A 13,356-nucleotide genomic window follows, 5' to 3' on the forward strand; every position below is an offset into this window, starting at 1 on the left:
ATTCGCTATCAATAGATAGGTATAGTCACTAAATTAATAACTAGCTTTAATATCGCTTATTTTTAAATGTACAATATAATTTGTAGACTAAATAAAATAATGATTAACAATTTTATTAATATAGGATAAACATGACTCTCCAGCGGATAGTGATTGGCATTAGTGGTGCAACAGGGTTTGCTTATGGAATAAAAGCGTTAGAGCTTTTAAAATCACTTGATATTCAGACTCATTTAGTAATATCAAAAGCAGCACAAATAACGCGCGCTTACGAATTCCCTAACACCAGCATAGCACAAATAGAATCACTAGCTGATAAAGTATATTCTGTCAATAATATTGGTGCGGCCATTGCAAGCGGATCGTTTAAAACTATGGGTATGCTAATTGCACCTTGCTCAATGAGGACTCTAGCTGCCATAGCACATGGCTTATCAGATAACTTACTTACTCGTGCTGCTGATGTTGCATTAAAAGAGCGTCGTCGCTTGGTATTAATGGTTCGTGAATCACCCTTAAATTTAACGCACCTAAAAAACATGGAAACCGTGACACTTATGGGTGGTGTAATATGCCCGCCAGTACCAGCTTTATATCAGCATATTGAATGTTTGGATGATATCATCACCCATAGCGTAGCAAGAGCACTTGACCTATTTGATATTAACATCCCATCGCTACCACGATGGGGCGAAGATCTGCACCTAAACACTAAAACCGAATAACACCAATAAATAAAAAATATGCAAGCCGACTCTAAAATCATAAAATTTATTAAAAATAACCATGTATTATCGCTAAACGTAATCTTACCTGACAACAAACCATGGGCATGTAACACCTTTTATGTTTTTGATGAATCGGTAATGTGTCTGTATCTTCTTTCCGAATTAAAAACCGAACACGCTAAAGCCATGTTAACAAACCCACTAATAGCGGGCACCATCAGTATTACGCCTAAGACGGTTGCACAGATCCAAGGGATCCAATTTCAAGCTCAAGCAACACGATTACAAAAACAACAAGCTGAGCATGCCTATGCGCTATATTATCGGGCATTTCCCTTTGCAAGAGTTATTAAAGCACCAATTTGGGCATTACAGTTACATTATGTGAAAATGACGAATAATTTGCTGGGATTTGGGCGTAAAATTTATTGGAAAAAAGAAGAAGATTTTTAGATTTCTCTAAAAACTATAATTTTACTCATCCCTCCTGTAATTAGCTCATTTAAATAAAATCAAAAAATCAATGTTTTATATAAATAATTTTAGAGCAAAAACACGCCTATGGCACCACAATGTTAATAAGTTTGCCTTATCAGAGCGCCAAAATATGCCGATAACGAAGTAAAGCTAGCACGCCAAACAGGGCTATTTGGTGTGTTTGCGTGTTAGATGTTATCATCAATATTAATCATTCCGTAAAAGTCAAAAAGTCCTAAAGCTAACACCACATTTTAATTAAAAAATTCACCTATTTTTATAACTGAATTGTTTTTATCTTTATGTTTCTTTAAATTTATTTACATTTCTTTACAAAAAAGTCCGCAAAAAAACTAGCCAACTATTTCTTAAATGGCTATACTTTAATCGCTTTAGAAAGATAAGCTTATTAAATAAGCGAGCAGTTATAAAAAATCTAAATAAAACAAAATATTACTTGACAGGTGGAACAAAATGCAGTACCATTTTAGGCACAAGGCACAAGGCACAAGCACTGGCAAACTTATGTCTTAAATTTATCAAATAATCCTATTCGACGAGTTTTTGCACGAAACTTATTTATATCATCGAAATTATCCACAAAATTATTTTCAAAAATCCCATTGGCATTAGTGCCGTTGTTGTTATTGTCGTACTCTTTTGAATCGCAGGCATTATCGGCCACGACTTCTGAGCGCATTCACGGTACTGCGCCTTATTTAACCTTTGATGGTGGTGTTACTAAAGTGACTAAAACAGAGGATTTATTAGGTATTAAGTTATCGGATGGTCGAACATTCGCACCGCAAGATAATCCTTCATCACCAACCTCGCCAATCGAGTTATCTAATGTAGGGGATACCTTGGCTGATATTGAAATGATAGTCCCGCCATCAAGCGACTCAATAAATATAAATGATTTAGTGACACAAGGTAAATGGAGAGACGATGATGGAGATGGACAGGGAGCAAGTGAAATTACTGCATCAGGAAGTATATCGTTAGCAATAACGGATAAAGATGGCAATACCATTAATCGTAGTGATGCATTAGATATATGTAATGCACCTTATAAGGTAACTTTAAGTAGTACTGGAGGTAGTTTAACTACACAATATGGTTTGCCAGATAGTAGTACTTTTAGTGGAGGAACAGCGGAGTATTATATCACTCCACCGTCACAACCCGTTATTTGTTCGGTCAGGTCGAATTTGTTGGTGGGTGGAACAAGTGGTATTGTTTCTTACGACGGCCCACGTTATGCAGGCCCAGCTAACATATGGAATCCAGCTAAGGGCTTTTTAGTTCAGTCAACAAACCCGTCATCTTACGGATTGAATTTTCCAACTACGGGGTCAGATGGATTGTATTTTGATTTGCTTATTGCTGGGGTAGATGCAAGTCAGTTGAGTTGGACGGTTACCACACGTGGTGATATAACGGCAACGGTGAGTTGGGTTAGGCCGCATACAGGAACATTCACAGACCCACAAGGGAGCACTATATCAGCTGATATTTGGATTAGAGATAAGTCCAAGAACGTAACGAGGGTAACGCTGAATGGTCCTAAAGCTAATAGTACTCAGATAAATTCAGATAATCCAAGTTCACTTAGACGTCCATCTTTGCCACAAACCTTTGAATTGGTTGGAAGGGATAGAAGTGGTAATGAGGTTCGGTATGGATTTGAATTGAGGCAGTGGTTCGTTAATCGAGGAGGTCAAAGAACTAGCCATTCTAATCAAACTACATGGTGTAATAGTTTGGGTTATCGAATGCCAAGGGTAAGCGATTTAACCAATGCGAAGTGTGGTGTACATAGTTACTTTCCTTGTATAAATGGCATAGATGGCGCCATTCCGTCGTCTGATGGTAATTATCACATGCGTCACATAGGAGCAGGCTTTTTCACGGAATGGGGCGTCATGCTCTACTACGCTGATGCGGGCTTCGTCTTCTACGATTACTGGACAAGTGACGCAGCAGGTAACTACTGGTTTGCTGTCGTCTCTCACTCAGGCGACCTCTACAGCGACATTCCTAACAGAGGCCTTTGGGCTGTTTGCACCACACCTTAGTTATTAGGTGTTTAGTCCTTAATCCCTAGGGCGAAAAGGGGGGGCTTATGGTGCCTGAGAGGAAAATATAAGAAAAATAAAACCCCAGCGCATGTTGGGGCTTTGAGCAGGCAAAGCCTGCGAGCCTAGTGCTTTAATGACTAAAAGCCAAAATAACGCCAGACCGAGACAATTTTAAAGTTTGCGCTTTTGTTATTAACAAGTTGTTATTAAATAGCTATTATCAAATAACAAAAGCGCCTTTCTTAAAAAGCCAAATTCAATGTAATAAACAACTAGCCTATAAGTATATGACTTTATTTAAAAATAAAAAATCAATAGTCTAACTGAACAATTTTAAAGTAAGAAAGACGTTTATAGCACCATAATTTTGATAAGTTTGCCTCATCATGGCATCAAAGCCGAATGCAGATAATTATATGGATGTCAAAAAGATGATTAAAATCGATGCTATTGCTAAAGCCGAAGCTTTGCTTGTTGCTATTGCCGTTGTTGATTAAGATTGCTGCTGAACAAACACGGCTATTTTTAAGTAACGTTTTATAAATATTTAATTTTTATTATCAACCTTACAAAAAACCGTTCAATCTAGAACGGTTTTTTCGATTGATATTAATCAAATTTACTTATCAAACTTTATATTTTTTCATTACAATTGAGGCATTAGTACCACCAAAACCAAAGCTATTTGACATGACTGTTGTTAGTTCACGCTCGGTTGGTTCAGTAATAATGTTCATGCCGATTGCTGCTTCATCAAGTTCATCAATATTGATACTTGGTGTAATAAAGCCATGTTCTAACATTAATAATGAATAGATAAGCTCTTGCGCACCTGTTGCACTTAATGAATGACCAGTCATTGATTTGGTTGATGAAATAGCAGGGATGTTATCGCCAAATACTTGTTTGATTGCCCATAATTCTTTGACATCACCAACTGGGGTTGATGTGCCGTGGGTGTTGATGTAATCAACTGGTACATCTAAATCTTGAATGGCAAGTTGCATACAGCGCATTGCGCCTTCACCTGATGGGGCAACCATGTCATGACCGTCCGACGTTGCGCCATATCCAACCAGTTCGCCATAAATATGAGCACCACGAGCAAGCGCATGTTCTAATTCTTCAACTACAACCATACCTGCACCGCCAGCAATAACAAAACCATCACGGTTTTTATCATAAGCACGTGATGCTTTTTCTGGGTTGTCGTTATATTTGGTTGATAAAGCGCCCATGGCATCAAATTCGCAAGACATTTCCCAGCAAAGTTCTTCACCACCACCCGCAAAGACGATGTCTTGTTTGCCAAGTTGAATAAGTTCAGCAGCATGACCAATACAGTGAACTGATGTCGCACAAGCAGATGTCATTGAGTAGCTAATTCCTTTAATTTTAAATGGAGTTGCTAAGCAAGCCGAAATCGCCGATGACATTGATTTGGTTACAGCATAAGGACCTACACCTCGTAATCCCTTTTCTTTCATTCCGGCTACTACATTGTATTGTGTTTTAGTTGAGCCACCATAACCAGCAATTAAGCCAGTACGAGGGTTAGAGACTTGTTCAGGGGTTAATTTTGCGTCTTCAATAGCCTGTTGTAAAGCAAGATAACCGTAAATAGAAGCATCATTCATAAAACGAACAACTTTGCGATCAATGAGTCCAGTAGTGTCAAGTTTTACATTTCCGCATACATGGCTACGCATCCCGCTATCTTTCATTTCTTGAGAAAAGGTAATACCACTACGACCTACTTTTAGTGATTCTAAGACTTCTTTAGTATTATTCCCAATACTTGAAAGAATTCCTAACCCTGTAATTACAACTCGTTTCATTTACTATTTAGCTCCTAAGTTATCTGGCTTCATATAAAAAAGTTTGTTGATTATAGCGTACAGTTGTAAGCTGAACAATACCTTGCCATGTTTTTATTTATATCTTTTGATATTGTCTTAATTATTTATATAAAAGTAATCAAATCAATAGAATTGCCTAAGTAGCGTAGGTAACAGTGATTTTGTCGACAATATTTACTTGCTAAGCTTAATATAATTACTGTATACTGTATAAATAAACAGTTATTTTGATGGCACAATATGAACGAAAAAATGATAACTAAACTTGAGATATTAGCTGAATCGGCAAAGTATGATATTTCTTGCTCATCAAGTGGCACTTCAAGAGGTAATAAAGGTAAAGGCATTGGTAGTGCACATAAGTCTGGTATTTGTCATACATTTACTGCCGATGGGCGATGCGTTTCGTTACTTAAAATTATGCTCACTAATTATTGTATGTTTGATTGTGCTTATTGTATTAATCGTCAAAGTAATGATATTCCAAGAGCAGGTTTTACACCACGTGAGTTGGCTGATGTGACCATTGAATTTTATCGCCGTAATTATATTGAAGGTTTATTTATTAGTTCAGGCATTGTAAGAAGTCCAGATCATACCATGGAAAGAATGATTAAAGTGGTAAAGATTTTGCGAAATGAATATGGTTTTAATGGCTATATTCATATGAAAGCGATTCCTGGTGCTAGTAATGAGTTAATTAATCAAGCAGGTTTATTGGTTGATAGAATGAGTGTTAATTTAGAAATTCCAACTGAAGAAAATCTTAAATTATTAGCACCTGATAAAGATCATCAAAGTATCTATCAGCCTATGCGTCAAATACATCAAAATGTGTTAGAAAATATCGAAGATCGCAAAAAATTTCGCACTACACCCAAATTTGTACCTGCTGGGCAAAGTACTCAAGTTATTATTGGCGCAACCGATGAATCAGATAAACAGATTTTGCAATTAACCGCCAAGCTTTACAAACGCCCAAGTATGAAACGAGTTTATTATTCGGGATTTATTCCTGTTAATGGTTACGATAAGCGGTTGCCTGTTGTACAAGACGTACCAAGAGTACGAGAAAATCGTTTATATCAAGCCGATTGGTTATTGCGTTTTTATGATTTTAATGTTGATGAAATTGTTAACGATCAATATCCTGATCTTGATTTAAGCGTTGATCCTAAACTGGCTTGGGCTATCCGTAATCCGCAGTTTTTTCCCGTTGATGTTAACCGTGATAGCTATCAAAAAATTTTGCGAGTACCAGGCATTGGTGTTAAATCGGCCAAGTTAATTGTGATGGCAAGACGTCATCGTAAGCTTACTTTTGATGCGCTTAAACGTATTGGTGTTGTTTTAAAGCGAGCAAAATTTTTTGTTGTTTGTCATGAAATGAGAAAATTTAAATTGCTTGATTCTTCGGCCGAATATATCCGACTATCGTTGCAAGATCCGCCTTTGTTAGAAGATAAACAAGATAATATTTCACAGCAATTAGTCATGGAGTGGTAGACATGTTGGCGTTTTATTATGATAAAAGCTTTGAAGGATTGCTATGTGCGGTATTTGATGCTTTTAAACTCAAAAAGATGCCTGAATGCCTGTTGGCTATTGGGCAGGTTAAACCGCTATTAGTGTCTAATAGGCATAATGTTGAATTTTGTGATCTTAAATATGAGCGTGTACGTTTGGCGTTAATTAATAAGATTAGTAAAGCAGCGCTTCGTCATTTAATGTATGTTTGGTTATCAGAATTGCCTGAAAGTGATTTAATTGTTTTTCGTTATATTTGCAAGGTATTTAAATCATCTAAATCAATCGAAACGGATTTTGCCGATAAAGATGTGTTATTTGTACATGATATTGCCAAAAAAGTTAGTCGGGAGCGACATCGTATAATGCAATTTGTTCGTTTTAGTGCAATTGACAATCCTCTTAAAGATACGACAATGCCTAATGAAAGGGAAGATAAGATCTATTTTTCGAATATTGCTCCTATTTATAACGTATTGCCTTTGGTTCTTAAATTTTTTAAAGATCGTTTTGCCGATCAAAAGTGGGTTATATATGATGAAAAGCGCAAATATGGTTATATCTATAATTTACACAGTATTGAACCGATCTCGCTCGTTGATAAAGATGATCTGATTATTAATAGTCAGGTGAATCAACATTACCTATCTAAGGACGAAGTACTATTTCAGAATATGTGGTTACGTTATTGTAATGCATTAACTATAAAAGAACGAATCAATCCTAAATTACAACGTCAGCAAATGCCAAGCCGATTTTGGCAATATTTACCAGAAATGAAATCAATATCAAAATAAATATGTAAATAAAAAATGACTAAATTAGTATTATCATAAATAAAAGAACATAAAAAAACCGCCAAATAACGGCGGTTTTTAACATGATTTAATAAAAGTACATAATTTAACAAAAGTTATTGCGAATCGATATCATTAATAACATCATTAATCGATTCTTCACGTTGTTTTTGTTTATTTTCATCTACTTTACCACCCGATGCAATAAAGTCATTACGCTGGAAGTAAGCATTACGCATAAAGTTATAAGGATCATCGCTATTTTTAATCAGATCTTCATACTCGATTGCCATTGCACGTGCTTCAACGCCATCAATTACACCACGTGCCAACATCCATTGCCAATCTATCCAAACAAGTGGAGGATAAAGGGTGTCAACAATACCACCACCTTCTTCTCTCAATGTTGCTGAACCATAAAATGGCAGTACAACATAAGGACCATAAGGTACATCGTAATGACCAAGAACATCACCAAAAGTTCGTTTGCCGCCTTTTTGTAATTGTGGATCAGACATGCTAGCAACATCCATCAAACCAGCAAAACCGAAAACGGTATTTAAAAAGAATCGTGCTAAATGTGTTCCAGCTTTATGAACGTCACCTTGTAATAAGTTGTTCACCATTGAAGCGGGTTCAGAAAGGTTAGATGAAAAGTTAACTACACCTGTACGAACAGGAGACGGAACATAATCTTTCCAAGCTACTGCGGCAGGACGCAAAACATAGGGATCAAGCGCATAGTAGTTAACATCAAACATGGTTTTGTTAAAACCTGATAACGGATCACTATAGGAATTAGTTTCGGCTTGATAAGTAGCACAACTTGTGAGTGCCATTACAGAAAACATCATACCAACAATTCGTTTTTTCATAGTATCTTCGATTAAAAGTAATGAGGTTAATTATGATGCGATTGTATCATGATTACTTAAAATAGAAAATTTTTCGTTATTTAAATGGCATTATCTAATAAAATTTATTAAAATGTACAACCTATGACCTCATAGTTAAATGGATATAACAAGCCCCTCCTAAGGGCTAGTTGCAGGTTCGATTCCTGCTGGGGTCGAAATTATACCGTTCAATAAAATTCAAAACCTATTTAACTTCTTGCAATTCACTAGTACTACACTTAAGCGTGATGTGTAATCGATCGAATTGATCCATCGAATCAATTTCCCAGCAACTTTTCATGGTTGTAGCGATTTTTTTTATTAGATTTACTTCACCATAATTGTAATCACAACTGACCCAACTACCTCCTTGGTCGTAAGTGGTGTTTACGCTCCAGGTTGTTTGATGTTCTTTGCCATCAATGATACCAGCATCTGGTTTTTGCTGGATTTTTTTAGCGGGGTTGTCAGAATAGACGCCAAAGCCATCAAGCAATAATAACGCATCTTTCTTTTCAGAAACCATCCAATCGTCAGGTAGATTATCTATATCTAAATGAGCAGATTTAATTGTTATTGAGCTTGGGCAAATTATTTCGTTGGCTTGAGCAGAGGGTAAAGCACTAATCGAAGCTAAAAAGAAAATACTAAGGTTGATTATTTTATATTTCATGGATAGATCCAGATAAAGTGTTGATTGTGCAATTATGCCAATGTTATCAATTACGTCAAGTGTAAAAAAGAAGATATTACTCAGTTTTTTAAAGATATTTAGTATGTTATGGTAGATTTATAGGTGGCTCGTTTTTTAAACTAATAGTGATAAAAATCAGACAGAAAACTTATTGATTTTGTTGATTTCTTTGTTTGGCTATTTTTAGTAAATTAAGGGTTTATATAGCGAATATACCATCAATCCCTTAAGCTTAAGTGATTATTGGCATGATACTGGTTTACACTTGTTAACAATTAAACTTAGCTTGCCTAGTAATCAATTTTTGTCCGTATGAATCGATAATCACCAACAAATATAACCAACCTTCACTTATTTTAATATAAGCGATATCAGTTATTTATATTGCATTAGGCTTATAAGGTTAAATTGTCAATCTAACGTATTGGGAACGATATTATTATGGATGCTGGTATTTATGTCATGGTTGACTTCGTAATCTAAATTGTTGCAAAACATGGCTAATATGAAACTTGATAGTCTATATCTCTGGCATCATGAGGCGACTCTGCTTACTCAAACTAGCCTTATGGTGCCAATACTGCTTTTTGATATACTAGAATTTTACTGATTTAATGCGGTATTTTAGCCAGACATAATAACCTGATGTACTGACGCCAAGTAATTGACACACCTTGGTTATGAAATAGGTTATTAAATGATTTTTCATTTAGGTGAGCTTCAGCGACTTGGATTTTGGTTTTAGGGTGTTTCCAAAAAACAGGAAACTTATGTTGTTGTGACATATTTGTGCTGTAAATAATGTAAAGTAAACTAAAAAATAGTGAATAAGTATACAGTAATCGAATTAGCTAACATCTTCTTTTATTAATTTATAATAAATTAAAATAATACGTGTCACTCTTAACCAATTGGTCGTTGGTCTAAGTTCAGCAAGGACCATAATTCTAAATCAATATATCAATTAACATCTAAAATTTGTTTCCAAATTAGTAAATTTGTCAAAATAACAATAAAAAATTTATATTAAATAATAATTGAAATTAAACAGATCATAATGCATTATTCTTCAGCTTATTAAATTTAAGATAAAATTATTATTAGCATTAGTTCTGCTTAGGTTGATATAGGTTTATTTAATTAGAAGATGGTGTAGGGAATGATTGAAACAATTAAAGATTATGTAAAAGATAGGAAATTGATTAAAGAGTTATTAATTAGTTATGGGGTATTTTTGTTATTTTACATATTTTGTATGCGAGCTGATAATTGTGAACAAGCTGGTAGTGCTGGTATGGTGATGATATTGGCATCAATTTGCTATTTATTTTTTTTTATTACCATGTTTATTAAATCAGCGAAAATGATCCTATTTGGTCCTAAAGATAATAAATCAACTTCATTTAAATCGTTAATTATTAAATTTTTATTATTTGTATTTGCCATTATATCGATTCTAGGACTGGGTACATTTTTATTCCGTATCAATTATTTAACTAAGGAAGATTTTGATAATGCTGTCTATTTATTTATTGATACAGATTATTTTCTAACTGATTTCTTTGTTTTTGTTATTATGTGGAGTTATATATTTGTATTCCCTTTCGTCATTTATTTTTTTATTCTTCTTATTTTAAAAGTGATGAAATTTTTTACTACATTCATAACACAAAAAATTAATAATAAGTCCATAAATCACTAGTGGTAATTGGTTGCGATTATTCACTTTATTTAGCTAATTGTAGGAATAATCGCATTATTACATTAAGTTAAAGAAAATAAAGTAGGTGCTTCTTTCAATTGAAAGGCATAAAATTTTGTATAATATAATTTTGCTAAAAACATAACATATGTGATAACTAGTTTGACTAGTCATTACTGTTTGTCTATATAAATCGATAATTATGGGCAAATATAACCATCTTTATCTGTTTTAATATAAGTTGTATCAGTTACCCATGTATTATTGAGTATTTTATGTCCTTTGCATTATGATGCAGACTCAATGTCTTTAAGTTTTTTGTTAATTTATCCTGCCTAGGTGTTAGTAAGTTTGCTGATAGAGAGACGAGCATCAGATAACGAATAATTTGCTGTTTGTTGTTTGAATTTGACACTCAAATTTTTGACTTTAGTATTTTCTCTTATGATTTTTATTTATATTTTGAAGGCAACTTCTGTCCAATTTGGGACGAGGAGAATATTATGGATAAATGATTAAAGTGGAAGAAAGCATAAAAATTTACTAACTCAAACGTTATCACCAATATTAATAATTCCACAAAAAGCTAAATGGCCATAAATATAACTTTATATTTTTATTGAAAATTTATTCCTATCTAAGGCTGAATTGTTTTCATCTTTACATTTCTTTACAAAAAATTCGCTAAAAAACTAGCCAACTATTTTTTTAATGGTTATACTTTTATCACTATAGGAAAACATGCTTATTAAATAAGCGAATAATTATAAAAATCTAAATAAAACAAATAATTACTTGACAGGTGAAATAAAATGCATTATTATTTTAGGCACAAGGCACAAGGCACAAGCACTGGCAAACCTACGCCTTAAATTTATCAAATAATTCTATCCGACGAGTTTTTGCTCGAAACTCATTTATATTTTCCAAATTATTTCTCAACTCATCATCGAAGTTGTCCCGAAAAATCTTGTTGGTGTTGGGGCTGTTATTATTGCCCTATTCATGGAGTTTAGATGCATTAGCTAGCACAAGTGGTCGAGCGAATAATTATCGTAGTGATGCCACAATATTACCAGAGGAACCATTACCAGATGAACCTTTTGTACCTGCTATTAGTTATGTAAGGCCAAATAAGGATTGGGGTACAGATCAATATGCAGGTCCTATTGACGCATGGAATACAAAAGAGGGATTTCCCATTCAATCAGATCCAAAATCTAATTTTCCAACCACAGGGGCTGATGGATTATTTTTTGATTTAGCGATAAAGGGAGTTGATCCAGATCAATTGACATGGACACCAGTCACGCATGATGGAATAACCGTCACCGTAAAAAGGACAATGACAAACGATAGATGGACTAAAGAAATGGTAACACGTGTTACTCTAAAGGGGCCAGAGGCTAGATTTCAATGGTATAATCCTTATCCAAGTCGAATTACTGTACCAAGGTTACCGTGGGAATTCGTATTAGTGGGGAGAGATAGAAGCGGTAATGAGATAGTAAGATATGCATTTGTATTACAAAAGTGGTTTGTTCACAGAGGAGATCAAGGAGCGTATTCTTTTCAGCAAGCTGATTGGTGTAGGGGGTTAGGATATCGTATACCACAGGTAAAGGATCTGACTAATGCTGTGTGTTTTGGTTTGAATACAGATAGGCGATGTAATGGAGCTGTCGGTGCTACGCCATCATCAACAGGTAATCATTATCAGCGCCGAATAGGGGCAGGATTTCTTACGGAATGGGGGCTGTTGGCCGGTTACTCTGGTACAAACTTCAACCGCTTCGGAGAGTACTGGACAGGTGATGATTCATTCGTTGTAAATGGAAATGGTAGCGTGATGGGTCTTTTTCCAAGTTTCTCCTCGTATGTGATTTGTACAACTCCTTAGCATTTAATTCTTAATCCTTGAGTGATAGGCTAATTAAAGAAAGCGCCTTCTGCTTAAGCAGAAGGCCACGAGTCGACAAAGAGGCTCCTTGTGCAAAGGTAAATCCAGTAAAACCCACTTATCCCAGCTAAAAAACGTCAGGGATTAGGTTGGTTTTATTATTTTCTATTTTAATTGTTTTAAAAAATAACGCCTCCATAATTTGCTCTAAAAATCCCCATTAAGTAGCTTGGTTATAAGATACCAGTAGGAACAAGCAAAATTGTACGTTAAAATAGCTCGCATTATTACAATAAATTACCAAGGAAATCGCATGACGACTGAAATGACAACACTCGACAAAATCAAAAAACAAATTGCCGATAACCCGATTATTTTATATATGAAAGGTTCGCCAAAATTGCCAAGCTGTGGCTTTTCGGCTCAGGCGGTGCAGGTTTTGTCGCAATGTGGTGAAGCGTTTGCTTACGTTGATATTTTACAAAACCCTGATATTCGTGCCGAATTACCTAAATTCGCTAATTGGCCAACGTTTCCACAATTATGGGTTGAAGGCGAATTAGTAGGTGGTTGTGATATTATGCTAGAGATGTTTCAAACAGGCGAACTGCAAACGCTTATTAAGCAAACTGCGGAAAAGTATAAATCCTAATTTAATGCAGTATGGTAAATTAAGCGCGCAAAATAGGCGCGCT

Annotated in this window: 12 protein-coding genes and 1 tRNA gene; 9 read left to right on the plus strand and 4 right to left on the minus strand. The window is 35.0% G+C overall.

The features are described from left to right. The first annotated feature begins 131 nt into the window (after window positions 1-131). The 3 genes from ACGH80_RS05925 to ACGH80_RS05935 all read left to right on the plus strand — a co-directional run bounded on the left by ACGH80_RS05925 (window position 132) and on the right by ACGH80_RS05935 (window position 3,283). Window positions 132-725 (plus strand): UbiX family flavin prenyltransferase, encoded by a 594-nt coding sequence (locus ACGH80_RS05925; RefSeq protein WP_034910921.1) that lies wholly within the window; start codon window positions 132-134, stop codon window positions 723-725. A 141-nt stretch (window positions 726-866) separates the two neighbouring features. Further along, entirely contained in the window at window positions 867-1,181 is a 315-nt protein-coding gene (locus ACGH80_RS05930) for a hypothetical protein (RefSeq protein ID WP_143421978.1), read from the plus strand. Window positions 1,182-1,837: 656 nt separating this feature from the next. Beyond that, window positions 1,838-3,283 carry a hypothetical protein gene (locus tag ACGH80_RS05935; protein ID WP_411630682.1) on the plus strand — a complete coding sequence of 482 codons (1,446 nt, stop codon included), beginning with the start codon at window positions 1,838-1,840 and terminating at the stop codon, window positions 3,281-3,283. Window positions 3,284-3,912: 629 nt separating this feature from the next. Here the strand turns inward: ACGH80_RS05935 and fabB are convergent. Then, window positions 3,913-5,124, minus strand: coding sequence for a beta-ketoacyl-ACP synthase I (gene fabB, locus ACGH80_RS05940; protein ID WP_296303081.1), 1,212 nt, complete (start codon window positions 5,122-5,124; stop codon window positions 3,913-3,915). A gap of 261 nt (window positions 5,125-5,385) precedes the next feature. Between fabB and ACGH80_RS05945 the strand changes: the two genes are divergently transcribed. Then, a complete protein-coding gene (locus tag ACGH80_RS05945; RefSeq protein ID WP_174798126.1) occupies window positions 5,386-6,651 on the plus strand; it encodes a putative DNA modification/repair radical SAM protein in 1,266 nt (421 codons plus the stop codon). A gap of 2 nt (window positions 6,652-6,653) precedes the next feature. Next, entirely contained in the window at window positions 6,654-7,469 is an 816-nt protein-coding gene (locus ACGH80_RS05950; protein ID WP_411630683.1) for a TIGR03915 family putative DNA repair protein, read from the plus strand. A gap of 116 nt (window positions 7,470-7,585) precedes the next feature. Here the strand turns inward: ACGH80_RS05950 and ACGH80_RS05955 are convergent, their stop codons facing one another. Then, window positions 7,586-8,344 (minus strand): MlaA family lipoprotein, encoded by a 759-nt coding sequence (locus ACGH80_RS05955; protein WP_065589588.1) that lies wholly within the window; start codon window positions 8,342-8,344, stop codon window positions 7,586-7,588. A 125-nt stretch (window positions 8,345-8,469) separates the two neighbouring features. Between ACGH80_RS05955 and ACGH80_RS05960 the strand changes: the two genes are divergently transcribed. After that, window positions 8,470-8,541 (plus strand) — tRNA-Arg (locus ACGH80_RS05960). Between the two features lie 29 nt (window positions 8,542-8,570). On the opposite strand, the gene ACGH80_RS05965 is transcribed toward ACGH80_RS05960, so the two are convergent. Together ACGH80_RS05965 and ACGH80_RS05970 are read right to left on the minus strand one after the other, a co-directional pair. After that, a complete protein-coding gene (locus ACGH80_RS05965) occupies window positions 8,571-9,038 on the minus strand; it encodes an STY0301 family protein (protein ID WP_065610104.1) in 468 nt (155 codons plus the stop codon). Between the two features lie 632 nt (window positions 9,039-9,670). After that, complete coding sequence (locus ACGH80_RS05970) at window positions 9,671-9,844, minus strand: hypothetical protein (protein WP_296318052.1); 174 nt, start codon at window positions 9,842-9,844, stop codon at window positions 9,671-9,673. Between the two features lie 374 nt (window positions 9,845-10,218). On the opposite strand from ACGH80_RS05970, the gene ACGH80_RS05975 reads away from it, so the two are divergent. From ACGH80_RS05975 to ACGH80_RS05985, 3 genes are all read left to right on the plus strand, one after another. Then, entirely contained in the window at window positions 10,219-10,761 is a 543-nt protein-coding gene (locus ACGH80_RS05975; RefSeq protein WP_411578815.1) for a hypothetical protein, read from the plus strand. A 994-nt stretch (window positions 10,762-11,755) separates the two neighbouring features. Further along, complete coding sequence (locus tag ACGH80_RS05980) at window positions 11,756-12,661, plus strand: hypothetical protein (RefSeq protein ID WP_411592306.1); 906 nt, start codon at window positions 11,756-11,758, stop codon at window positions 12,659-12,661. A 325-nt stretch (window positions 12,662-12,986) separates the two neighbouring features. Beyond that, window positions 12,987-13,313: a Grx4 family monothiol glutaredoxin gene (locus ACGH80_RS05985; RefSeq protein WP_034914241.1), complete on the plus strand. Its 327-nt coding sequence runs from the start codon at window positions 12,987-12,989 to the stop codon at window positions 13,311-13,313. The last annotated feature ends 43 nt before the right edge of the window (window positions 13,314-13,356 follow it).

The sequence above is a fragment of the Gilliamella sp. BG1 genome (assembly GCF_046635625.1).
GTDB classification, from domain to species: Bacteria; Pseudomonadota; Gammaproteobacteria; order Enterobacterales; family Orbaceae; genus Gilliamella; species Gilliamella bombi.

Excerpts from the sequence above, each read along its gene's own strand:
- ACGH80_RS05950 (WP_411630683.1), top strand. The coding sequence starts at position 6,654 with ATGTTGGCGTTTTATTATGATAAAAGCTTTGAAGGATTGCTATGTGCG.
- ACGH80_RS05970 (WP_296318052.1), bottom strand. The coding sequence starts at position 9,844 with ATGTCACAACAACATAAGTTTCCTGTTTTTTGGAAACACCCTAAAACC.
- ACGH80_RS05930 (WP_143421978.1), top strand. The coding sequence starts at position 867 with ATGTGTCTGTATCTTCTTTCCGAATTAAAAACCGAACACGCTAAAGCC.
- fabB (WP_296303081.1), bottom strand. The coding sequence starts at position 5,124 with ATGAAACGAGTTGTAATTACAGGGTTAGGAATTCTTTCAAGTATTGGG.
- ACGH80_RS05925 (WP_034910921.1), top strand. The coding sequence starts at position 132 with ATGACTCTCCAGCGGATAGTGATTGGCATTAGTGGTGCAACAGGGTTT.
- ACGH80_RS05985 (WP_034914241.1), top strand. The coding sequence starts at position 12,987 with ATGACAACACTCGACAAAATCAAAAAACAAATTGCCGATAACCCGATT.
- ACGH80_RS05955 (WP_065589588.1), bottom strand. The coding sequence starts at position 8,344 with ATGAAAAAACGAATTGTTGGTATGATGTTTTCTGTAATGGCACTCACA.
- ACGH80_RS05945 (WP_174798126.1), top strand. The coding sequence starts at position 5,386 with ATGAACGAAAAAATGATAACTAAACTTGAGATATTAGCTGAATCGGCA.
- ACGH80_RS05975 (WP_411578815.1), top strand. The coding sequence starts at position 10,219 with ATGATTGAAACAATTAAAGATTATGTAAAAGATAGGAAATTGATTAAA.
- ACGH80_RS05965 (WP_065610104.1), bottom strand. The coding sequence starts at position 9,038 with ATGAAATATAAAATAATCAACCTTAGTATTTTCTTTTTAGCTTCGATT.